We start from the raw sequence: 21030 nt of genomic DNA, 5'->3' as shown, positions 1-21030 counted from the left end.
CTTATTTGTTGGTATTAATTTATAAATGTTACAGCATCGGTCGGAACTTTTGCATAATTTAAAATAAAAATGCTTAAAGAACGGATTAAAAAGTCTTTGATATGTACAAAAGAAGATAGAATTGGAGATAGAAATCCAAATTAAAATATACTCAAAGAAAAGAAATAAAATCATATCTAATAGCGACAAGAAATATCCCTCAAAGTAGACAAAATTGGGCAACTATTTATCGTTTAATTAAATCAATAAGTCATTCCTCAATAGCTGAATTGTAATGTAGAATTAGAAATTTAATTGTTATTGTTATTTTGATTTGTAAATTATCAAATAATTGTATAATTGACAATCGAATTTTTCTGTTCGCTGGTGGAATTATATTTAATTTGTGACGTTCCATGATAAGATGCTCTGGCTGCAACTTTTAATCAACCATGGATGGATCACTACGCTTGGCATTAAGATAGTTACCTCCGTGATTAGATTCTTTAAAATAGAAATATACTCATAACACTATGAAAGAACAACCTGCTTCATTCTACACTGGCTTTTTGAATAAAATCAGGTCAATCCATTCGTTGTCTGAGGATGGCGAGCGAAAATTGCTTGATTGTGTAAGGATACGTCATATTGAAAAAAATGATTCTCTTTTGAACCCAGATCAGGTTTGCAAGAATATTTACTTCATAGAACAGGGATTTGCCCGGTCGCTATGTTTTAACAAAAGCAAGGAAATCAACTTGAATTTTCATTTAAAAGGAGACTTTGTAACTAATTTAACCAGCTTGCGTAATGGAACACCATCGAAATACGAAATCCAGATGACCGAAAAATCCGTTGTTCTGAGTTTTGAAAAGCAAACCCTACAGCAACTTTATGAGGTATCGCTGGAAATTGCGTGCTTTGGTAGAATGCTGCTGGAACAATTATTGGCAGAACAGGAAGAACAGACCAACCTATTTAAACTTAAAACGCCAGCCGAAAGGTATGCTTTCCTTTTAAAGAGCCGTCCCTTGTTATTTCAAAAGGCAACACTAAGCCAGATTGCCTCCTATATTGGTGTTTCAAGGGAAACGTTAAGCCGCATACGAGGACGTAAATAATTCAAATATGTGACAATTGCCGCACATTTTTTTTAGTAAGTCTTTTAGCTTTGCTAAAAAAAAGATATGGATACTTTAAAAAGCAAAAGGGAATTAATACAACAGTTTATAACTGATATATGGAATGAAAGTCGGTTTGATCTATTAAAAAATTATATTCATGCTGATTTTGTAGATCACTCGCTGCCTGCTAACCTGCCCCCGAATGCAGAAGGTTTAAAAAGCTGGATCATAGGTACAGGCAAATCTTTTAAACATCGGTCCGTAATAGAAGAGCAGGTAACGGAAAATGATAAATCGATGATTAAATTCAGAATGTATCTGAAACATATCGGAATCTGGCGTAATATTGAACCGGCTGGTGCAGAAGTGTCAGTTATTGGTTATCGATATTTTAAAATTAAAGAAGGTAAGATTATCGAACACTGGGCATTGCTCGATGGCAATTCTATTGAAAATCAACTCAAAGATGCAGCGATGGGCTGCAAGTCTCAGGATTAGGGTAATGAGTAATCATTTTGATTGAGTAGTAAATAACCGGTTATGTACTACGGAATAGGAATATTGTTCAGATTAATGTATGTATAGCAAATTTTGAAAAATCAATATATAACATGAATTATGTAGAAAATAATAGTCAAACGAATCGTTGTAAATATTAAAATCCCTGAATGCCGCACGTGCCAGTAAGGATTTAGAAAAAGAAAAAAAAGATTTAAGTTCTATCACATCCTCCTCTCCCGATAGCTCCCCGGCGTCACGCCTACCCATTGCTTAAACACCCGCGTAAAATAATTCGCATCTGAAAAGCCGGTCTGGAAAGCCGTTTCTTTGATGCTGTTCTGGGTGGCCAGCAGTTCTTTGGCGCGGTTGATGCGTTCCTGTAAAATGAAATCGTTGGGGGAGATGCCCAGCTCTTCTTTGAAAAGCTTGAAGAAATTGGATTTGCTGACGTAAACAAATTCAGCAATCTTTTCTATGGTCAGTTTCTGATGGAGGTTTTTGCGAATGTAGTCGACGGCTAAACTGATGCGGGATTTATTCCTGGTGATATTCTTTTCCACCATGCTTCTGGCCTGGGTTTGCATCAGACGGATCAGCAGCTCCTTAAGAGCGAAATCGGCCATGATATCCTTTTGAGAATTATCGTCCATGGCGATGCGCATAATATTGTTGGTGGCAGAGGCAAGAGAAGGGTTGTTGAACAGGAAATATTCATCCAGTTGAATGTTCCACTGCGAGGTTTCGTCAATTTTGGGAAGGTGATAGTTCAGGTTCTGAAGAGAATTTTCGATAAAATCGGGATTAAGGCTTAGGGAAATGCATTGTGATGGGGTTTCATCCGCTTCGGGAAAATCAATGACCATAGTTTCACCGGGAGCAACGAGGATGCTTTCACCGGGAAAATAATCGAAATAGCCCGTTTTATCTTCCAGTTTCATGTGCTTCTTACCGCGGAGCATCGCGGTAAAGGCAATATGGTCAAAATGCAGTTTTACGCCGTAAGCAGCCCTGTGAGTTTCATAAATGCTGAATTCGCAGTTGTTAAGGTTGAACGTGGTTCGGTGTTCAATCAGAGTGGATAGCTGCTTTTCCGCTTTCAGTGCGGGTCTGTTGAGTAAAACCTTATTAGAATTCATAGCGAAACATTTTAATGGTGATATTAACCCAAATATAAACAATTTTAACACAGTAGTTTTGTTAATGAAATGATAAAATTGATGGGTGCAATACGATTGTGAAGTTTTTCTGTACGATTATGCTATTTGTTTTTTCACGAGATGTGTAATTTGGTTACAATATAAAATTAAAATTCAAATAACACAGTTATGAGCACTACGACAGAACAACAATCCGGCACACTTTTACAGTGGCCTGAATTCAAAGGAAAATATGACAACTATATTAACGGACAATTTACGGCGCCGGTAAACAGGCAGTATTTTGATGTCGTTTCTCCGGTAGACGGTAAAGTATTTACGCAAGCGGCACATTCTTCTAAGGAAGATCTGGAACTGGCAGTAAATGCTGCGGAAAAAGCTTTTCAGACCTGGAAAGACACTTCTTCTACCGAAAGAAGTATTATCCTGAATAAAATTGCAGACCGGATAGAGCAGAACCTGGAGTACCTGGCTACCGTAGAAACTATTGACAACGGTAAAGCGGTACGCGAAACCCTGGCTGCGGATATTCCGCTGGCGATTGACCATTTCAGGTATTTCGCTTCCGTAATCCGTGCTGAGGAGGGATCACATAACGAACTGGATAAGGATACCGTATCCCTGATTGTCCACGAACCGCTGGGCGTTATTGCACAGATCATCCCGTGGAATTTCCCGATCCTGATGGCGGTCTGGAAGCTGGCTCCGGCACTTGCAGCAGGAAACTGCGTCGTACTTAAACCTGCTGAAAGCACACCGATCTCCATTATGGTTCTGATGGAACTTATTGGGGACTTGTTGCCGGCAGGAGTTGTTAATATAGTCAACGGTTTCGGAGCAGAACTGGGAAGAGCGCTGGTTACTAATCCTAAAGTGGCCAAAGCAGCATTTACCGGATCTACCGCTACCGGAAGGCTGGTGATGCAGTATGCTACGGAAAATATTATTCCGGTAACCCTCGAATTGGGAGGAAAATCTCCAAACGTCTTCTTCAGCTCGGTGATGGACGCTGATGACGAATTCCTGGATAAAGCTATTGAAGGTGCGGTATTATTTGCCCTGAACCAGGGGGAAATCTGTACCTGCCCGTCCAGGCTGCTTGTACAGGAGGATATTGCAGATGCATTCATTGAAAAAGTGATTCAAAGGGTAAAAGCCATTAAAGTAGGGAATCCTTTAGATAAAACCGTAATGATGGGAGCGCAGGCTTCTCAGATCCAGAAAGATAAGATTCTTTCGTACATTAAGCTTGGGAAAGAAGAAGGAGCGGAAGTGCTTACCGGAGGAGATGTGAATCATGTAGGAGACGGACTGGAAAACGGATATTACATCCAGCCGACCATCTTTAAAGGGAATAACAGAATGAGGATCTTCCAGGAGGAAATCTTCGGGCCGGTATTGGCGTTTACAACTTTCAAAGACGAGGAAGATGCTGTAAAAATTGCCAACGATACCATTTATGGTTTAGGGGCTGGAGTCTGGACAAGAGATGCGCATCAGCTGTACAATATTCCGAGAAAGATCCAGGCGGGAAGGGTTTGGGTGAACCAGTACCATTCCTATCCGGCGGGAGCACCGTTCGGAGGCTATAAGCAATCGGGAATCGGTAGAGAGAATCATAAAATGATGCTGGATCATTACCGTCAGACCAAAAATATGCTGATTTCTTACAACAAGAACAAATTAGGTTTCTTTTAATTTTTAATAATCGATGGCGTGTCCGTCTTCCCCGTCTTGCAACGGTGAAGGCGGCCGGGCTATCCAGGGCTCCACTTTGTTCCGGTGCTTTGCACGCCCGCTTTCAGCGAGCCCCTTTCTATCCCTCACGCAGACAGCTATGTTTCCTTGCCTGAAGAATTCAGGTAAGCAGGAGCTGAAGTGAAAATTTTTAAAGGAAAACGATCAGATTCATATAAAAACTGAATCGGAAACAGTTTGATTTTAACATCAGCAACTGAAAAAAAGTACAAATTAAAACTAAAATCAAAAAAATTAAACTATGATCCCAAAAACAATGAAAGCCGCCCTAGTTCAGGGCTACGGGCAACCTTTAAAAATAGAAGAAGTTGCTGTAAGAGAACCTGGTAGATATGAGGTGTTGGTGAAAGTAATTGCCTGCGGCGTTTGCCATACTGATTTACATGCAGTCGATGGCGACTGGCCTGTAAAACCAAAAATGCCATTAATTCCAGGGCATGAAGGAGTAGGCATTGTCGTTGCCTGTGGTCCGGAAGCCCAGGTAAAAGAAGGTGATGCTGTAGGTGTTCCCTGGCTATATTCTGCCTGTGGATGCTGCGATTATTGTATTACAGGCTGGGAAACCCTGTGTGAAGCTCAGAAAAACGGAGGCTATAGCGTAGATGGTGGCTTTGCGGAATATGTAATTGCCGATTCTAGATATGTAGGACATTTGAAACCGGATGTCAACTTTTTGGAAATTGCCCCGATTCTGTGTGCCGGAGTTACAGTCTACAAAGGATTAAAAGAGACCGAAACAAAGCCGGGAGAATGGGTTGCTATTTCAGGGATCGGAGGATTAGGGCACGTTGCGGTTCAGTATGCCAAAGCCATGGGAATGCATGTGGCAGCTATTGATGTGGCGGATGATAAGTTGGAATTGGCAAAAAAGCTGGGAGCTGATCTTGTGGTAAACGCAAAAAATACAGATCCGGGAGAGTACCTCCACAAAGAAGTAGGCGGAATGCACGGTGCATTGATTACAGCCGTTTCTCCCATCGCGTTCAAACAGGGAATTGATGTATTGAGAAGGAAAGGGACTATTGCCCTGAACGGATTGCCGCCGGGTTCATTCGAGCTTCCGATCTTTGATACGGTACTGAAAAGAATTACCGTAAGAGGATCTATCGTAGGAACAAGAAAAGATCTTCAGGAAGCGTTGGATTTTGCAAACGAAGGCCTGGTAAAAGCAACGGTAACTTCTGCAAAGCTGGAAGATATCAACGAAGTTTTTGATAAAATGAAGAAAGGGCAGATTGACGGACGGATCGTTCTTGACATTGCCGGAAGTTCAAATTAATTGATATAAAGGTTTTTAAGAGTTCCGGTGAAATGAAATTTCGCCGGAATTTTTTAACTTTAGAAAACAAGAAATTAAAAATATAAAAATGGAAACTAAGAAAGTATCAAGGCTTTCAGCCACTGAAAAGGCATTGGAAGTAATCTGGGAGCTTGAAAAAAAAATACGGAGACCTGATGTTTTATCAGGCGGGCGGATGTTGTGAGGGAACCCAGCCCCAGTGTTTTGAGAAGGGAGGTTTTTTCCCAAGGATGAACGATGCCATGATCGGAACGATCAACGGTCATGAATTCTGGATCGACCGCGACTTATTCGAATACTGGAAATATTCACACTTCACGCTGGATGTCACCGATGGTTTCGGACCGGGAGGCTTTTCCCTGGAAACCCCTTTAGGTAAAACATTTCGGGTGGAATACCGACTATTTACCCCTGAAGAATATGAAAACCTGGAACAGGTAAAAAGAAGTGAATAGCTCTAAGACACTACATTCAAAATCCATAATCCAAAATTTCTTAACCATCCACCTTTACAAACCTGTTCACGAACATGGCAGCCACCACCTGTCCCACGGCATTCAAAACCGTAGCAAGAGGATCTACGAGCGTTCCGATGATGATAACGGCCGGAACCGCTTCCTGCGGTAGCTTATAGACTGAGATCATCAGCATTTCCCCAATATATCCGCCATTAGGAATACCTCCGGCGACAATGCTTACAAAAACGGTAATTCCGAGCGCCAGCAGTAAATTTGTTGGCTCAAAAAAATCACGGCCGATAATCATAAACGCAACATAAATTTTAATGATGGAAGACATGGAGGATCCGTTTTTATGCAGGGTAGTACCGATAGGGATGACCAGGTTTGAAATCGCATTAGGAACTCCTATTTTTGCTGCAGCCTGAAGATTGGCAGGCATGGTGGCAAAGCTGCTGCAGGTACTCAGGGCCGTCAAAGTAGGATAGGCAGCATTGCTCCAGAAATTCCTGATTCCGCTTTTAGCATCTGAAATAAAAGCATAGAGGGAGAAAAATACAAAGAAATAAACAATTCCTGCAACATAATACAGGCCGAGAGGCTTGGCATAAAATCCAAACAGTTGCGGTCCCAGAGTTGCCACCTGATAGGCAAAATACGCACCCAGCCCAATAGGTGCCAGTTTCATAATGATCAGCAGCAGTTCTTTCATCACTTCATAACCAGACGCCATAAATTCCCTGAATAAATGTCCCTTCTCACCCGATTTTCTGGCGGCAAAACCCGTGAGGAAAGCAAAGATAAGCAGGGCAAGCATATTCTTGCGGGAAAACAATTCTGTAAATTCACCCACTGTAAAGAAACTGACGATCCTATTCCCCCAGCTGTCTTCAGAAACCGTTTCCACAAGCGCTTCCGCACTCCCGCTGATTCCTGAAATCGGAAACAGATAAACGGCACCTATGGTAAAGAGAGCCGCAATGAGGATGAATAGAAGAAAAGTGAGAATCATAGTCAGTACAATTTTCCCGAATTCAGATTGCTGTTCAAGGGAGGCAATAGAATTGGCCACGGCAAAAAAGACCAGCGGGACGACACTTACAAAAAGAAGGTTCAGGAAAATATCGCCCAAAGGTTTCAGGTAAGTTACGGTTCCCGGAGCAAATATTCCTATGATGCTTCCCAACATAATGCCGGATAACAGCCAGAGAATCCCGGAATAGTTCTTTAATACCTCTTTCATATACTGCTTTTTATCAAAGATAGCTTTATTTAACACTTCTGTAGAAGATTCCAGCATCAAATTTGCTGAATTTAGAAAAACACTGTTCTATGGCTTATATAGATTACTATAACATTCTCGGCGTAGATAAGAACGCCACCCAGGATGACATTAAGAAAGCTTACCGGAAACTAGCCAGGAAGCTTCATCCTGATCTCAATCCAGGTGATAAAGAAGCAGAAAGAAAGTTTAAAGAGCTCAATGAAGCCAATGAAGTATTGAGCAATCCAGAAAACCGTGCAAAATATGATAAATATGGCGAGCACTGGAAACACGGTGAAGAATATGAAAAAGCACAGCAGCAACAGCAAAGGCAGTATCAGGGGCAGAATTTTGGAGGAGGCTTTTCAGGTGCCGATTTTGGAGAAGGTGAAGATTTTTCAGACTTCTTTCAGAGCATGTTCGGTGGCGGCGGAGGTTTCGGAAGAAGTTCACGGGGAAGCGCTTCAGGTAAATTCAAAGGCCAGGATATACACGCTGAGCTCAACCTGAGCCTTAGAGACGCTGCAGTTACCCATCCCCAGACATTTGAAATCAACGGGAAGAAAGTAAGGATCACCATTCCGGCGGGTGTTTATGACGGGCAGCAGATTAAACTGAAAGGACACGGCGGACCAGGAGTTAACGGCGGACCGGCCGGAGACCTTTATATTACGTTTACCATTCCTCCTGACCCTGATTTTGAAAGGGTAGAGAATAACCTGAAAACAAAAGTGACCATTGATCTGTGTACCGCAGTGCTCGGAGGCGAAGTAAATGTAAAAACCCTTGAAGGAACTGTTAAACTTAAAGTAAAACCAGGAACACAGAACGGGACAACCGTTCGGCTGAAAGGAAAAGGATTTCCCGTATACAAGAAAGAAGGGCAATATGGAGATCTCCTGGTGACCTATGATGTAAAAATACCGACCCATCTTACCGATAAGCAGAAAGAACTTTTTGAACAACTGAAAAATTCCTGAGCCATGACTGAAAAAATATCGAGGGAAGAACTCGTAAAAATATACAATATAGAAATTACATTTTTTAACGATCTGGTAGATAATGGTTTGCTAACCGTAAAGACGGAAAACAATACGAGCTACCTGATGTACGAGGATCTGCCAGCATTTGAAAAATTTGCCAACTGGCATTACGACCTGGAAATCAACCTTCCGGGGCTGGAAGTTATCCATGACATGCTGAAAAAACTTGAGGATATGAAACAGAAAAACCGTGAGCTCATGGCCAGGCTGGCTGCCATTGGCAGTCGGTATGAAGAAGGATAATTGGTAATTGCCTAATTTATACCGCGGTCAGTCATCACAAATTTCAGGATCATGAATCTTTAGTGGACAATAATCGGTTCATATCAGCCCAATTGGTTAGCTTTGCAGGTACAAATAATCGTATGACTGAAGAAAAAGTAATTGTACTGAACCCTGAACGGGCATATTTTGAAGAAATTTATTTCAATGGTAATCAGGGAAGCCTGTTTTTCTCGCCAACAACAAAGGGGAAAACGGTAACTACCATACTCACGGCGCTGATCCTTTTGATTTTATTTCTTTTCAGGGATGAATTCAGTAAGGAGAAATCGGGAATTTTATATTTCGTCAGCTTCCTGTTTCTGTTATGTGCCGTTTTCCTGTCCGTCAGCATCAATAAAGTGTCAAGATGGAAAAAACAGGTCAATGCTTACCTGGATATTTTGGACCGATGCAAAATATATGAAATCAGGGTAAACGGAAATTTTTTTACCGTTAATATTGATGGTGAAAAAGAAACCAGCGAATGGAAAGATTTTACCGCTTTCGACATTCAGCCAAAATATATAGCGCTGGAGGGCAAATACAATTATATGTTTCCGGTAGCATCCATGAGTAAGGAGGATCATCAGTTCCTAAAGAAAATAATAGCGGAAAATATAGTTGATAAATAAAGAAATAAAAAAAACAGAGTACAAATCGATGTACTCTGTTTTTTTATGATAAGTATGGGGATCAGTCAAGCCAGCCCATTTCTCTCATCCATTCATCATTATATACTTTTCCTACATATCTTGAACCATGGTCGTGAAGCAAAACAACGATAATATCATCTTTTGTGAACTGGTCTTTCATCTGTACCAGTGAAGCAATGGCGCTTCCGGCAGAGTAGCCGCAGAAGATCCCTTCTTCCTTAGCCAGTTTCCGGGCATAAATAGCTCCGTCTTTATCTGTTACCTTTTCAAAATGATCAATGATGGACATATCATAATTGTCAGGGATGATATCTTCCCCGATTCCTTCTGTGATATAAGTGTAGGCATGATCATAATGAAGTTCACCGGTCTCATGGAATTCTTTCAGGATAGAACCGTAAGTGTCCACACCAATAACCTTAATATCAGGATTTTTCTCCTTAAAAAACATGCCGCACCCGGTAATGGTACCTCCCGTTCCGGCACCAACCACAAAATGGGTCAGTTTGCCTTCCGTCTGTTCCCAGATTTCCGGTGCAGTAGACTCGTAATGAGCGGCTCTGTTGGATAAATTATCATATTGGTTAACATACCATCCGTTTTCTGTTTCAGTAGCCAGTCTTTTGGAAACCGAATAATAAGAACGCGGATCTGTAGGTTTTACGTCAGTGGGACATACAATAACTTCAGCACCTACGGCACGCAGGATATCGCATTTTTCTTTGGACTGTTTGGAATTCGTTACAAAAATACATTTGTAGCCTTTGATGATGGCGGCAAGGGCAAGCCCCATTCCGGTATTTCCGGAAGTCCCTTCAATAATGGTCCCGCCTGGCTTCAATCTGCCGTCTTTTTCGGCATCTTCAATCATTTTCACAGCCATCCTGTCTTTTACTGAGTTCCCGGGATTGAAGGTCTCCACTTTGGCAAGAACCAATGCAGGGAAATCTTCTCCAAGGACCTTATTCAGCTTTACCAGGGGCGTATTTCCTATCGTTTCAAGAATATTGTTAGCGTATTTCATAAATGGTCATATAACGCTGCAAAGATACGGCTTTAAATTATAATGAAAAACCAGAGAGATGCTGATGATCAGTCAGAATCATTATGATATGAATTGGGAGGCTCAATCAAGACATCTTATATCATGACGAAACCTCAAATTCTAAAAATCAACACTCTAATATCTGAAGTCTAAAGTCTGATATCTAAAACCTAATTATACTTAATTGCCTTTACCGGAGAAATCTTGCTGATCAGATAGCTGGGAACGATCAGGGCAAGGCCGGAAATGATCAGGATTCCCAGAGAGATTGAAATGATAGCTACAGGATTAAGGTCCACCGGAACGGTGCTGACATAATAGTTTTCAGGATTCAGGCGGATGATGCCCAGGAATTTCTGAATCAGCAGCAATCCGAGGCCGATCAGGTTACCGTATAGAAGCCCCGGGATCATGATGATCAGGGTGTAATTGATAAAAGTAGCACGGATCTGCGCATTGCTTGCTCCCAATGTTTTAAGAAGCCCGATGGAGTTCGTTCTTTCAATAATCAGGATTAAAAGGACCATAATGATATTAATGACCACAACAATCAGCATGATGATGATGATCAGGGCGATATTCGTATCGAAGATGCTGATCCAGTCAATAATTTGAGGATATTTTTCAGTCGCTTTTTCAGCATAGTTTTTATAGCCGATGAGTTTTTCAACATCAGGAAAAACGGTGTCAATATCATCGATATTATTAAGGAAAATATCAATGCCACCTGCTTCATTCGGCTTCATATCCTGTATCTTCCTCACCTGATTGATGTCACCGATCACAAACTGGTCATCGATCATTTTGATGTCGGTTTTATAGATGCCTACCACTTCAAATTTCCTGTAAACAGGTTTCTGGTCTGTTTTTGAAAATATGGTAACAATGCTGTCCTTTACTTTCAGGTGAAGATCGTTGGCAACCTTCTGTGAAATGGTAATGCCATTGTTGTAGCCCTGTTCCGTTATCTTCGGCGTAGTTCCTGCAATAAGAAATTTTTTGAAGCGCAGGCTGTCGAAATCTTTTCCGACCCCTTTAAAAATAACCCCGGCAAAATTATGCTCATTACGCATGATCCCGGTAACCATAGCGTATTTCTGAACGCTCTGTACATCCGGCAGTTCCTTGATCTTATTGATTTCAAGGCCCTGGTTGTCCAGAACGGAAGTGTTATAAGAAGAGTTGGACCGCGTAGACTTTACGGTAATGTGGCCGCTGAAATCTGCAAGCCTTTCCTTTATGGCTTTCTTTGAGCCGAAACCTGTGGAAACCGTAATCAGGGAAACAATGATTCCCAGCGCTACGGAGAGCCTGCCGATAAAGATAATCACCCTTGAAAGGTTATTTTTGTTATCTTTGGAAAGGGCTATTTTTCTGGAGAAATATAAGGGAAAGCTCAAGTTTATGAATTTAGATTTCAAAATTAAAAATTTACTTTTTATTTGCCTAATTTTTTTAGGAGTATTCAACCAATATTATTCTCAGGCTCAGAAGGAATCAAGCTTTAAAACAGGGGCAGATCAGCCGGAAAAATATATTCCCCTGCTGAGAAATAAAACAGTTGGGGTAGTAACCAACCAGACCGGACTGATGCTGGACAGAACCCATCTGGTGGATTTCCTGATCAAAAATAATATCCGTATCAAAGCTATCTTTGCCCCTGAGCACGGTTTCCGGGGAGATGCGGACGCGGGGGAAACGGTAAAGAACGGGACCGATGCCAAAACCGGTATTCCTATCATTTCCCTGTATGGAAACAATAAAAAACCAACGCCTGAGCAATTAAAAGGAATTGATATTGTTGTATTCGATATTCAGGACGTTGGCGTCAGGTTTTATACCTATATTTCAACGCTTACCTATCTTATGGAAGCTGCGGCTGAAAACCATGTTGAAGTGATGGTGCTGGACAGGCCCAATCCCCATGACGGATATACAGACGGACCTGTATTGAAACAAAAGTGGTCTAGTTTTGTAGGCCTCCATGAAGTTCCGGTAGTATACGGACTCACCATTGGTGAATACGGAAAAATGGTGAACGGTGAAAAATGGCTGAAAAATGGTATTCAGGCTAAGTATACCCTGGTATCGATGAAAAACTACCATAAAAAACAGCGCTACGCTATCTCAGATAAGCCTTCTCCTAATCTTCCGAACGATAAGTCAATCAATCTTTATCCAAGCCTGTGCTTTTTTGAAGGTACCCAGGTTTCTGTGGGTAGGGGAACGTCTCTGCCTTTTCAGATTTACGGCTCTCCATGGACGAAAGGTTTGCCTTATTCATTCACTCCAAAGCCCAATTCCGGAGCTAAAGACCCTTTCCTGAACGGTAAATTATGTTATGGTGAAAACTTGTCTGAGTATCCTGAAGACCTGCGTGAGCTGAACATGGAATGGGTGATCAAAGCGTACCGCCATTATAAAAATCCTGAACAGGACTTTTTCCTGAAAAACCTTTGGTTTGATAAGCTTGCAGGTACAGATGAACTGAGAAAGCAGATTATTGCAGGTACATCGATTTCAGATATTAAAAAATCCTGGCAGCCCGATCTTAAAAAATTTGAAAAGATCAGGAGTAAATATATCGTGTATCAGGATTAATCAAAATTCTGAGGAGGCTGGTTATCATTCTTGCCCCGGTTGTAAATGATAAGTCCTATGGATAGCCCGATTACCCCTGCAGAAGCCGTTAATAACGCTCTTTGAAGCTTGTCAGGGAGATCATTCCCAATGTAATTCATCAGGAACAGGATGACAAAGGTGATGGCACAAATGATCAGGTGTTTTTGTCCGAATAGTTTCATGTTACTTAAGTTTATAGGAAATCATTACACCCCCTCTGTAGGGCAGGATTTCACCGCTTTTATTGAATCTCTGTGCAGAATCGTAGCGCCTTCCGGTGCTTCTTTCATAACCTTTGTAAAAATCCTGTGACGTCCCGGCTGTAGCATAGACATCAATATTCCATCTTTCTGAAAGATTAAACTGGTACCCGGCCGTAATTCCCAAAATTACTGAATACCCTTTCTGATACAATTCTGAATTTTCGAACTTTTCACCGGTAATTTCATTTATATAAGTCTTAGATTTCCAGTAATTCCACTTCTGTAATACAAAAGCTGAAGTTGCTATATTGGCTCCAACATACCAATGCTTGAAGGCTTCATCAAAATAATACCTGCCCTCCATGGAAACCGAATAGTACTGAAACTCATGACCTGCAAATGATTTCCAAGGGGAAATAAAGACATCTCCCTGTAACGTATATTTTTTGCTGAGCTGGTATTCCATGCCTGCATTGAGAACGCCTATCGGAATAAAGAGTGCATTTCCTTTGATATAAAGGCTTTTGGCCGGTTCCTGTTCCTGAGCCTGGATTTGTCCGGATAAAAGAAGTGTTAAGACTGCTGTTATGAAAGTGTATTTCATCCTGTGTTATTTGATCTGATTAAGTAAATCTTCTGAAAGAGAGGCATCCTTACCGGACTGGATCGCCATTTTTTTTGCCATCTCTGCATAAGTTCTTGCCATTTCCATATTTCCGGTTAAAAAATACAGTTTCGCAAGGATATAAGTATTCTCAGATGTTTCTCCTCTCATGACAGATTTTTCCGCCCATTCAGCCGCTTTTTTAAGGGATGCCTGATTCTTTACATGTTCTGAAAACATCCATGCCGCTTTGAGCAGTTCATTTGGCTCAAAGGAATCTGAATTTTTATAGTATTCCAGGGCTGCCTTTTCATATTCAGGAAAATTGGCATTCTGCTCATAATAAGCCAGTTTGGTCTGGTTAAGTTTTATAGTAGCATCATACGTACCTACCAGAGGCTCGGCTGCTTTCATAAAATAAGCACTGTTGATGGTTTTCGTTTTATCATCAATAGACTGTTCCACGATTTTTGCCAGTTTCAGCTGATTATCGAACTGCTTATAAGTATCTTCCGGAAGCTGTTGGATGATTTGGGCTTTTCTCGCCGTGAAAACTTTATAGTTGGGATCTTCACTTGACTTCAGGAAAAAGAGCAGGTAGCCGATATCTTCTTTAGAAAGTTCATCTGTGGCTTTTTTATTTTCAAAATATCGTTCAGATGCCTTTTTAGCAAAATCAAAATCGGAACTGGAGTTCAGTTTCATGATGTTGATCAGGAATTCAGGGTCTTTTTCCCCTTTGGCAAACCTCTCTTTTAAAGACCCTTTTTTATTGTTGGGTGCATTAACGTCCTGTGCCATAGACAGGAATAAACTTTCCTCCATGTATCCGAAGTTTTGAGAAACCAGTTCTCCGTCTCCGTTCAGGAAAAGATAGGTAGGGTAGGAGCGTACTCCGAATTTGGCAGCAATTTCCCTTCCTTCTCCTTTTTCCATGTCGAATCTCGCATTCACAAAATTGGTATTGAAATAGTCTCCGACAGATTTCTTGGTAAATACATTCCTCTCCATCATCTTACAGGGACCGCACCAGGAAGCATAGGCATCAATAAAAACAATTTTATTCTCTTTCTTCGCTTTTGCAATAAGATCTTTGAATGGTACATCCTGAAACTGGATGGATTCCTGGGAAAATATCAATACCCCTATAAACAGAAATAATCCGGAGATGATCTTCTTCATTGTTCCAAATAAATTAAAGGGCGAAGATAATTAATTTCCTTGTAACCCCCTACCCGGTATTATGTTAATTATTGTTAGGGTTTTCAGAGTATGAATTTTCTTATTAATTGAAACCATCAGGATCAATGTTGGTTTTTCAGTTTTTTATGTTCTTTACCCCATGCATCCAGTTCATCAAGAACCGGGATTAATTTTTTCCCTATTTCCGTTAATTCATATTCGGTTCTCGGAGGAATTTCTGCATATACTTTTTTAGAAATCAGTTGTTCTTCCTCCATTTTTTTCAGCTGCATGGTGAGCATCCTTTCACTGATGTTCGGCATCATGTTTTTGAGTTCAGAGAACCTTAGCCTGCCTTGTCTGAGACAATAGCAGATAGAAAGAATCCATCTTCCGCTGATCAGGTTTACTGCATAGATTTCTGAGCAGCTCCGTTCTAGATTTTTCTTATTCTCATGGTTGGTAGAAGACTCCTTAATTTTCATACTTACATTTTTGTTCGTTTCATACAATTTGCCGTCGTATTGGAAGCTGTTTTTTGATTACATAAATTTACAAAATAAAAGTCACAGGGATAAAACCCGAAAGTACATAATTTTACATTTAAAAAAACACAAGCATTATGGATTTAAGCAGAATAGACCCGAATCTGAAAGAAAGCATAGACCAGTTTCCGTTCTCACTGGAAATTGATGAAACAGAATTCCTCCATCGTCCTGAACTGGTTCAGGAAGAAAAAGAAGCCCTGGCCAAAGCATATCTTTTTAAAGGACCGGATACTATTAAAGTAAAAGATATTTTTGTAAAAAGTTCCGGTGATGATCACCAGATAAGGCTTCATATTTACCAGCCGGAAGGATTTGACAGAAACAGAACCATTATTTATTTTCATGGGGGAGGCTATATTTTCGGTCTTCCGGAGCAGGTAGACAAGCAGATGTTTGAGCTTGCAGAAAATCTTCATGCCACCATTATTTCTGTAGATTACAGGCTATCTCCGCAGTATAAGTTTCCGGTTCCTGTGCAGGATGGCTTCGATGCGTTGCAATGGACGATAACAAGCGGTGAACAGCAGCTGGGAATCGATCCTGAGAATATCACTGTTTTCGGAGGCAGTGCCGGTGGCCATCTTGCTGCTGCAGTTACCCAGATGGCAAATGATCAAGGAATCAAGAATATAAAACACCAGTTTTTACTGTATCCGGTGATCCACAACAGGATGGATACACCTTCCATGAAAGAATTTACGGATGCGCCGATATGGAACCGGAAGTATGCTGAAATTGCGTGGGCCCATTTTTTAGGGAATGAAGATAAGGATAAAAGTATACGATATGCAGACCTTACCTATTACGATGATTTCCAAAACCTTCCGAGAACGACTATAGTAGCTTGTGAACTGGATCCCTTAAGAGATGAAGGTATTGAATTCTCCCAGCTGCTGTACCAGGCGGGGGTTCATACTGAACTTTGGGTGATTCCCGGAGCGATTCATGTCTTTGATCTTTTTGAAGCACCTCTGACTGACCGGTATAATGAATTTCTTTACAGCCGTATGTTCTGATTAATATTTCAAAATAAATTACAATGGGCACACTAAGTGATAAGAAACCGGCTCTGATTCTGATCGATGTTCAGAAGGGTTTTCTGGATGATGAGTACTGGGGAGGCAACAGGAATAATAAAAATGCAGAAAAAACCTGTGGAAGGCTGCTGGAAAAGTGGAGGGAACTTAAGCTTCCGGTTTTCCACATCAGGCATAGTTCTTCAAATAAGCATTCCAGGCTTCATGAGTCACATCCCGGATTTCAGTTCAGCGATGAAGTATTGCCCCTTCCCGGTGAACCTGTCATTACCAAAAATGTGAACAGTGCATTGATTGGGACCGATTTGAAAGAAAGGTTAGACGCGCAGGATATCCACACTCTGGTCATCGTGGGAATTACCACGAACCATTGCGTTTCAACAACAGCTAGGATGGCTGGGAACTTCGGGTATGAAACCTATGTGGTTTCTGATGCAACGGCTGGCTTTGACAGGATTGGGATTAACGGTGAAAAATATGATGCCGAGCTGGTGCACCTTACAGCGCTCGCCAATTTACATGGTGAGTTTGCGACGGTTTGGAATTCAGAAAAGGTGTTGGCGGAATTGGAGTAAATTGGTTTTGATATGAATTATGGTTTTGTTTCTTTGAAAAATGGTATTTCTTCCTGCTTTGTTTGAAACCTTCTTTTCTGTAGTGGATTAATGTTTCTTATTGATTTTAACATCACTTTTATAGAACTCTTATATCTAAGCTATGATATAGTCTATGTATAGTTCAACGGATTGCAAGTGGTTTGATAGCATAGTTAAAAGGGTAGAGATTTTTTTATAAAAAAGAGTTTAAAACACTCTGAAATCAATAGTTCTTAAATCAGCAAGAACTAAATCAATCATCAATACCTTTTCCAAGTATAATTTTATCATAAAATTTTGCTATTCTTTCCTGCCTTGTTTTTGATTGCTTTGCCTGGCCAAAATAAAGTAAATATCCTTTTTGCCTTCCTGGGGTTAAATTATAGAAAGCATTTGATAAATTTTTATCTTCATTCAATGCTTTTTGAAACTCTTCTGGAACAGTATATTCTGAAACAGGTTTTAATTCTACTTTGTCACCTCTTTTTTCAACTTCAATTGCATCTTTTATGAAATTTTCAATAATTATTTTTTTGGAAATTATTTCGTCGACATTTTTAAATCTCAATTGCCTGGCAGACTGAACATTTTTTGTTTGTTGTATCAAAAGACCTTGCTGATCTTTTAAAAGGACGCCTTTATGAAAAAGCAAAGCACAATAATCTTTAAATCCGTGAATCAGAACTATATTATTGCCCAAATATGTATAACACGGATGCATCCACTTAAAATCTTCCTTGAGTTGTTTATTCTCAAGTATAATTTCACGGAGGGTATTATATTCTTCTTTCCATCTACTGGATGTATTAAAAAAACTTTCTACTTGTATCATAGTTTTAAGGAATTATTTTACGATTATCAGGCCTAAAATACCACGAGAAGACCGTTACAGTTAACAGAATTAATGATGGTATTGTTTCAGTAAAGTCTTTCCTGCAATTAAATGAGAAACTATTGCACCGGACATTGCGAAAAAGAATCCTGCATAATCCCATTCTTAATTAATTTCATTGTTGTTAACAGAATAATAATAACTCCTAATATCTTCCAAACTCCTAAAATTGATAAAAGATAAGAGGATAACCTAAAATCTGTTACTATTTTATTGTAACCACCGATCTGAAACAATTGTTGAATTCCTCCAGTCAACATTCCTAATGATAAAAGTGTTGTAGAAATCCAATAAATGATGTTTTTTTTTTCTCCATATCAGAGTTGTTCACTTATTATTTTTTGTAGATTGTTGTGAGCCATATTTAAGCCCATTTCAAATGGCAGTTTAAGTTGTTCTGCTCTATGTTCTTTGGACTGATAAATAATGTGGATAGTTATTTTACTTGTATCATCAGTAAGTTTTTCAAATCTTAAAAACTCAAGTTGAACACCAATAGGCATATTGGCCATTTCAAAAGTTCTAATTATTATATCATTCTCAATATATTCGTGAATTGTACCATCTGCTTTAAAAACAACATTTCCACCTCTTGAAGTTTCAAATTCATAACTTCCGTGTTTCCGACTTTCCAGTTTGATAACTTTCGTACCCATCCATTTTTCTAATAATTCTTTTTCGGAGTTTGCTTTGAACAGGAGTTCAACAGGGAGTTCAAAATCTCTTACAATTGGTAAGGTCCTGAGCATCTTCAGCTGCAATAATTTTAGTTTTTAGATCCATATTAAATCTGTTTATGATTTTTCATTAGATTTTCTAAAGAATTAAATTTGTCATCCCACATTTTCCTGAAAGGTTCAATGAAATCTGCAATTTCTTTCATTTTATTGTGGTTTAGTTTGTAATATACTTCTCTACCTTTCTGTTCCTGGGTAATAGCATCACATTCTGAAAGCACCTTTAAGTGCTTTGAAACGGCTTGTCTTGATATTTCAAAATTTTCTGCTATTGTATTGGGAGTCATTGATTGAATTGAAACCAGTAAAATAATTGCTCTCCTGGTAGGATCAGCAATGGCGTGAAAGATATCTCTTTTCATAATGTGCAACTATATGGTTGCGAATATACGTGCAACCTTTCGGTTGCGCAAATAAATTCTAAATTTTAATATTAACAAATCTTAATTGCTTTAAGGTATATTGCTATTCTTAATACATTTCATATCATGACCTTTTAAACATGATGTTCAATTGCTCTACACCATTGTTGATATGTATTTATGAAGAATTAGGTTACTTACAAAGTAAAAAAATGACGGGTCATCTAAAGATTTAGACAATTTGAATTTTTTTTGAAACGTCCAATAAACAAAAAACCCTTAAATACTAAGATTTAAGGGTTTGCAAGAAATTGTTGTGTTTCTCGTGGTTTCTCCAGGAATCGAACCAGGGACACATGGATTTTCAATCCATTGCTCTACCAACTGAGCTAAGAAACCATTATAGTTTAATGTGTTACTTTATTGTTTTAAAGTGTTGCAAAAGTATGATATTTTACAATACCTCGCAAGTGATTCGTCCAAAATTTTGGTAAAATGAAGCATTGCCGCAGTTTGCTTGCTTCAATGCTATAGTTTTCAGAGGATTGAAAATCGTAGAATTACTACACTTTTTAAAATTTAACTGCAAATTATAGCTCCCTATTGTAATTCCATCTAAATTTGATGCTATACAAAATGAACAATCACAGAATATTAACCATTAAAATTTACAGATCATGGCAGAAATGAATTCAAGAGGAATTTTAAAATTCAACAACGGTGAAGCACAAAAGCTCCTAAAACTTAATTACAGCGTATCGAGATCCACGGACGTATCAGGACGTGTCGCCTCAGATCCCTCTAATGCTCTCATCAAGATTACGGTAGAGGCTACTGACAAATCAGATATCCTTGAAAGCCTTCTGAACGGAAAGTATAAACCTACGGTAGGAGAAGTAACCTTCAATAAATCCCATGAAGAAGGAACTTTAACGACACTGAAATGGAATAATGGCTATGTCATCCAGCACGAGGTAGACTTCGATGCTGTGGATAACAACAGTATGTACATCACTTTTGTGGTAAGCGCAGAACAGATTGACCTGGGGAACTCTTCTTATGATGGAGCATGGCCTAACAGATAAATCGAAATACAAAATTAATACATCAGGCAGAATGGATACAGTGTTCATTCTGCTTTTTTATTGTTGACAGGCTTTGGTGTACTACATACAGCCGTAAAGAAAACAAAAAAAACTCTGATTAATCAGAGGATTTCAAGTGGTTTCTCCAGAAATATATTGATCATCATTTATCTGCCTGTTATTTATTTGTAATCGTCCCAACTTGGTAACCATTCTAAAAGATAGATTGTTTTAATTTTTGTTTATATTTTTCAGGACTTACATTTCCTAACGCTTCGTGCGGCCTGTTACAATTATATTTAATCTATTACTGATTTGCTTTTCCTTCAGCATCCTGTAAGTTTTTAAAGACATACATATTAAGAAGCTTATTTCTACAACTTTTATTTAGTCTTTCAATAAGGCTATTTTGCGCAGGCTTCCCAGGTTTTATAATTTTCATCGTTTTTTGAGATATAATTTTATCTATTAGTACTTGGAAAATCTGATTTTTCTAAAAGCAATTGGTGATTTTTTTCAACTTCTGAGTTTTCTATTTTAAATATATTCTCAATAAAAACGAATAAAATTCAAAAATAAACATACTGTAAATCAATAAATTAAACTTAAACATCAA

Annotated in this window: 23 protein-coding genes, 1 tRNA gene and 1 pseudogene; 12 read left to right on the top strand and 13 right to left on the bottom strand. The window is 39.4% G+C overall.

Features of this window, described 5'->3' with window-relative positions:
• Positions 1-512 precede the first annotated feature (512 nt).
• Entirely contained in the window at positions 513-1100 is a 588-nt protein-coding gene (locus QE404_RS10880; protein ID WP_307450382.1) for a Crp/Fnr family transcriptional regulator, read from the top strand.
• 66 nt (positions 1101-1166) lie between these two features.
• Positions 1167-1601 carry an ester cyclase gene (locus tag QE404_RS10875; protein ID WP_307450380.1) on the top strand — a complete coding sequence of 145 codons (435 nt, stop codon included), beginning with the start codon at positions 1167-1169 and terminating at the stop codon, positions 1599-1601.
• Positions 1602-1825: 224 nt separating this feature from the next.
• Here QE404_RS10875 and QE404_RS10870 read toward each other — a convergent pair whose 3' ends face one another.
• Positions 1826-2740 (bottom strand): AraC family transcriptional regulator, encoded by a 915-nt coding sequence (locus QE404_RS10870; RefSeq protein WP_307450378.1) that lies wholly within the window; start codon positions 2738-2740, stop codon positions 1826-1828.
• 189 nt (positions 2741-2929) lie between these two features.
• Between QE404_RS10870 and QE404_RS10865 the strand changes: the two genes are divergently transcribed.
• From QE404_RS10865 to QE404_RS10855, 3 genes and pseudogenes are all read left to right on the top strand, one after another.
• On the top strand, positions 2930-4459 hold the full coding sequence (locus tag QE404_RS10865; RefSeq protein ID WP_307450376.1) for an aldehyde dehydrogenase family protein: 1530 nt from the start codon (positions 2930-2932) through the stop codon (positions 4457-4459).
• A 301-nt stretch (positions 4460-4760) separates the two neighbouring features.
• Positions 4761-5798, top strand: a complete 1038-nt coding sequence (gene adhP, locus QE404_RS10860; protein WP_307450375.1) for an alcohol dehydrogenase AdhP — start codon at positions 4761-4763, stop codon at positions 5796-5798.
• Between the two features lie 88 nt (positions 5799-5886).
• Positions 5887-6274, top strand: a pseudogene (locus tag QE404_RS10855) (DUF779 domain-containing protein).
• Positions 6275-6314: 40 nt separating this feature from the next.
• On the opposite strand, the gene QE404_RS10850 reads toward QE404_RS10855, so the two are convergent.
• A complete protein-coding gene (locus QE404_RS10850) occupies positions 6315-7520 on the bottom strand; it encodes a dicarboxylate/amino acid:cation symporter (RefSeq protein WP_307450371.1) in 1206 nt (401 codons plus the stop codon).
• A gap of 89 nt (positions 7521-7609) precedes the next feature.
• Here QE404_RS10850 and QE404_RS10845 point away from each other — a divergent pair, with 89 nt between their 5' ends.
• The 3 genes from QE404_RS10845 to QE404_RS10835 all read left to right on the top strand — a co-directional run bounded on the left by QE404_RS10845 (position 7610) and on the right by QE404_RS10835 (position 9480).
• Entirely contained in the window at positions 7610-8521 is a 912-nt protein-coding gene (locus QE404_RS10845; RefSeq protein ID WP_307450370.1) for a J domain-containing protein, read from the top strand.
• Positions 8522-8524: 3 nt separating this feature from the next.
• On the top strand, positions 8525-8827 hold the full coding sequence (locus tag QE404_RS10840) for a chaperone modulator CbpM (protein WP_307450368.1): 303 nt from the start codon (positions 8525-8527) through the stop codon (positions 8825-8827).
• 122 nt (positions 8828-8949) lie between these two features.
• Complete coding sequence (locus tag QE404_RS10835; RefSeq protein WP_307450366.1) at positions 8950-9480, top strand: YcxB family protein; 531 nt, start codon at positions 8950-8952, stop codon at positions 9478-9480.
• Between the two features lie 61 nt (positions 9481-9541).
• Here the strand turns inward: QE404_RS10835 and QE404_RS10830 are convergent, their stop codons facing one another.
• On the bottom strand, positions 9542-10525 hold the full coding sequence (locus QE404_RS10830; RefSeq protein WP_307450364.1) for a PLP-dependent cysteine synthase family protein: 984 nt from the start codon (positions 10523-10525) through the stop codon (positions 9542-9544).
• A 191-nt stretch (positions 10526-10716) separates the two neighbouring features.
• A complete protein-coding gene (locus tag QE404_RS10825; protein WP_307450362.1) occupies positions 10717-11946 on the bottom strand; it encodes an ABC transporter permease in 1230 nt (409 codons plus the stop codon).
• A 4-nt stretch (positions 11947-11950) separates the two neighbouring features.
• Between QE404_RS10825 and QE404_RS10820 the strand changes: the two genes are divergently transcribed.
• The gene (locus QE404_RS10820; protein WP_307450360.1) at positions 11951-13147 is read left to right on the top strand and encodes an exo-beta-N-acetylmuramidase NamZ family protein; all 1197 of its coding nucleotides are present in this window, start codon (positions 11951-11953) and stop codon (positions 13145-13147) included.
• On the opposite strand, the gene QE404_RS10815 is transcribed toward QE404_RS10820, so the two are convergent.
• The 4 genes from QE404_RS10815 to QE404_RS10800 all read right to left on the bottom strand — a co-directional run bounded on the left by QE404_RS10815 (position 13144) and on the right by QE404_RS10800 (position 15642).
• Positions 13144-13350 carry a hypothetical protein gene (locus QE404_RS10815; protein ID WP_307450359.1) on the bottom strand — a complete coding sequence of 69 codons (207 nt, stop codon included), beginning with the start codon at positions 13348-13350 and terminating at the stop codon, positions 13144-13146. The genes QE404_RS10820 and QE404_RS10815 overlap by 4 nt on opposite strands.
• 1 nt (position 13351) lies before the next feature.
• Positions 13352-13975 (bottom strand): DUF3575 domain-containing protein, encoded by a 624-nt coding sequence (locus QE404_RS10810; protein ID WP_307450358.1) that lies wholly within the window; start codon positions 13973-13975, stop codon positions 13352-13354.
• A 6-nt stretch (positions 13976-13981) separates the two neighbouring features.
• Positions 13982-15157 carry a thioredoxin family protein gene (locus QE404_RS10805; protein ID WP_307450356.1) on the bottom strand — a complete coding sequence of 392 codons (1176 nt, stop codon included), beginning with the start codon at positions 15155-15157 and terminating at the stop codon, positions 13982-13984.
• 122 nt (positions 15158-15279) lie between these two features.
• Positions 15280-15642 carry a winged helix-turn-helix transcriptional regulator gene (locus QE404_RS10800; protein ID WP_307450355.1) on the bottom strand — a complete coding sequence of 121 codons (363 nt, stop codon included), beginning with the start codon at positions 15640-15642 and terminating at the stop codon, positions 15280-15282.
• Between the two features lie 137 nt (positions 15643-15779).
• Here QE404_RS10800 and QE404_RS10795 point away from each other — a divergent pair, with 137 nt between their 5' ends.
• The gene (locus QE404_RS10795; RefSeq protein ID WP_307450353.1) at positions 15780-16721 is read left to right on the top strand and encodes an alpha/beta hydrolase; all 942 of its coding nucleotides are present in this window, start codon (positions 15780-15782) and stop codon (positions 16719-16721) included.
• Positions 16722-16744: 23 nt separating this feature from the next.
• Positions 16745-17317, top strand: a complete 573-nt coding sequence (locus QE404_RS10790) for a cysteine hydrolase family protein (RefSeq protein ID WP_307450351.1) — start codon at positions 16745-16747, stop codon at positions 17315-17317.
• Between the two features lie 274 nt (positions 17318-17591).
• Here QE404_RS10790 and QE404_RS10785 read toward each other — a convergent pair whose 3' ends face one another.
• The 4 genes from QE404_RS10785 to QE404_RS10770 form a co-directional block, all read right to left on the bottom strand.
• Positions 17592-18170: a YdeI/OmpD-associated family protein gene (locus QE404_RS10785; RefSeq protein ID WP_307450349.1), complete on the bottom strand. Its 579-nt coding sequence runs from the start codon at positions 18168-18170 to the stop codon at positions 17592-17594.
• A gap of 377 nt (positions 18171-18547) precedes the next feature.
• Positions 18548-18979: an SRPBCC domain-containing protein gene (locus tag QE404_RS10780; RefSeq protein WP_307453890.1), complete on the bottom strand. Its 432-nt coding sequence runs from the start codon at positions 18977-18979 to the stop codon at positions 18548-18550.
• A 35-nt stretch (positions 18980-19014) separates the two neighbouring features.
• A complete protein-coding gene (locus QE404_RS10775; protein WP_307450346.1) occupies positions 19015-19329 on the bottom strand; it encodes an ArsR/SmtB family transcription factor in 315 nt (104 codons plus the stop codon).
• A 326-nt stretch (positions 19330-19655) separates the two neighbouring features.
• Positions 19656-19728, bottom strand: a tRNA-Phe gene (locus QE404_RS10770).
• A gap of 278 nt (positions 19729-20006) precedes the next feature.
• Here QE404_RS10770 and tssD point away from each other — a divergent pair.
• Complete coding sequence (gene tssD / locus QE404_RS10765; RefSeq protein ID WP_307450344.1) at positions 20007-20414, top strand: type VI secretion system tube protein TssD; 408 nt, start codon at positions 20007-20009, stop codon at positions 20412-20414.
• Positions 20415-20721: 307 nt separating this feature from the next.
• On the opposite strand, the gene QE404_RS19340 is transcribed toward tssD, so the two are convergent.
• Positions 20722-20856, bottom strand: coding sequence for an integrase core domain-containing protein (locus QE404_RS19340; protein WP_371935207.1), 135 nt, complete (start codon positions 20854-20856; stop codon positions 20722-20724).
• Positions 20857-21030: the final 174 nt, after the last annotated feature.

Origin of the sequence: Chryseobacterium camelliae, assembly GCF_030818575.1 — a bacterium.
GTDB classification, from domain to species: domain Bacteria; phylum Bacteroidota; class Bacteroidia; order Flavobacteriales; family Weeksellaceae; genus Chryseobacterium; species Chryseobacterium camelliae_A.
The sequence above is the reverse complement of the archived record's forward strand: the minus strand, read 5'-3'. Positions and strand labels throughout refer to the sequence as shown.

Bases quoted from the DNA above. Each gene is read 5' to 3' on its own strand.
- QE404_RS10800 (WP_307450355.1), bottom strand. From the start codon at position 15,642: ATGAAAATTAAGGAGTCTTCTACCAACCATGAGAATAAGAAAAATCTA.
- adhP (WP_307450375.1), top strand. From the start codon at position 4,761: ATGATCCCAAAAACAATGAAAGCCGCCCTAGTTCAGGGCTACGGGCAA.
- QE404_RS10810 (WP_307450358.1), bottom strand. From the start codon at position 13,975: ATGAAATACACTTTCATAACAGCAGTCTTAACACTTCTTTTATCCGGA.
- QE404_RS10845 (WP_307450370.1), top strand. From the start codon at position 7,610: ATGGCTTATATAGATTACTATAACATTCTCGGCGTAGATAAGAACGCC.
- QE404_RS19340 (WP_371935207.1), bottom strand. From the start codon at position 20,856: ATGAAAATTATAAAACCTGGGAAGCCTGCGCAAAATAGCCTTATTGAA.
- QE404_RS10780 (WP_307453890.1), bottom strand. From the start codon at position 18,979: ATGCTCAGGACCTTACCAATTGTAAGAGATTTTGAACTCCCTGTTGAA.
- QE404_RS10840 (WP_307450368.1), top strand. From the start codon at position 8,525: ATGACTGAAAAAATATCGAGGGAAGAACTCGTAAAAATATACAATATA.
- QE404_RS10850 (WP_307450371.1), bottom strand. From the start codon at position 7,520: ATGAAAGAGGTATTAAAGAACTATTCCGGGATTCTCTGGCTGTTATCC.
- QE404_RS10835 (WP_307450366.1), top strand. From the start codon at position 8,950: ATGACTGAAGAAAAAGTAATTGTACTGAACCCTGAACGGGCATATTTT.
- QE404_RS10795 (WP_307450353.1), top strand. From the start codon at position 15,780: ATGGATTTAAGCAGAATAGACCCGAATCTGAAAGAAAGCATAGACCAG.
- QE404_RS10820 (WP_307450360.1), top strand. From the start codon at position 11,951: ATGAATTTAGATTTCAAAATTAAAAATTTACTTTTTATTTGCCTAATT.
- QE404_RS10785 (WP_307450349.1), bottom strand. From the start codon at position 18,170: ATGATACAAGTAGAAAGTTTTTTTAATACATCCAGTAGATGGAAAGAA.
- QE404_RS10815 (WP_307450359.1), bottom strand. From the start codon at position 13,350: ATGAAACTATTCGGACAAAAACACCTGATCATTTGTGCCATCACCTTT.
- QE404_RS10875 (WP_307450380.1), top strand. From the start codon at position 1,167: ATGGATACTTTAAAAAGCAAAAGGGAATTAATACAACAGTTTATAACT.
- QE404_RS10805 (WP_307450356.1), bottom strand. From the start codon at position 15,157: ATGAAGAAGATCATCTCCGGATTATTTCTGTTTATAGGGGTATTGATA.
- QE404_RS10865 (WP_307450376.1), top strand. From the start codon at position 2,930: ATGAGCACTACGACAGAACAACAATCCGGCACACTTTTACAGTGGCCT.
- QE404_RS10830 (WP_307450364.1), bottom strand. From the start codon at position 10,525: ATGAAATACGCTAACAATATTCTTGAAACGATAGGAAATACGCCCCTG.
- QE404_RS10790 (WP_307450351.1), top strand. From the start codon at position 16,745: ATGGGCACACTAAGTGATAAGAAACCGGCTCTGATTCTGATCGATGTT.
- tssD (WP_307450344.1), top strand. From the start codon at position 20,007: ATGGCAGAAATGAATTCAAGAGGAATTTTAAAATTCAACAACGGTGAA.
- QE404_RS10870 (WP_307450378.1), bottom strand. From the start codon at position 2,740: ATGAATTCTAATAAGGTTTTACTCAACAGACCCGCACTGAAAGCGGAA.
- QE404_RS10880 (WP_307450382.1), top strand. From the start codon at position 513: ATGAAAGAACAACCTGCTTCATTCTACACTGGCTTTTTGAATAAAATC.
- QE404_RS10775 (WP_307450346.1), bottom strand. From the start codon at position 19,329: ATGAAAAGAGATATCTTTCACGCCATTGCTGATCCTACCAGGAGAGCA.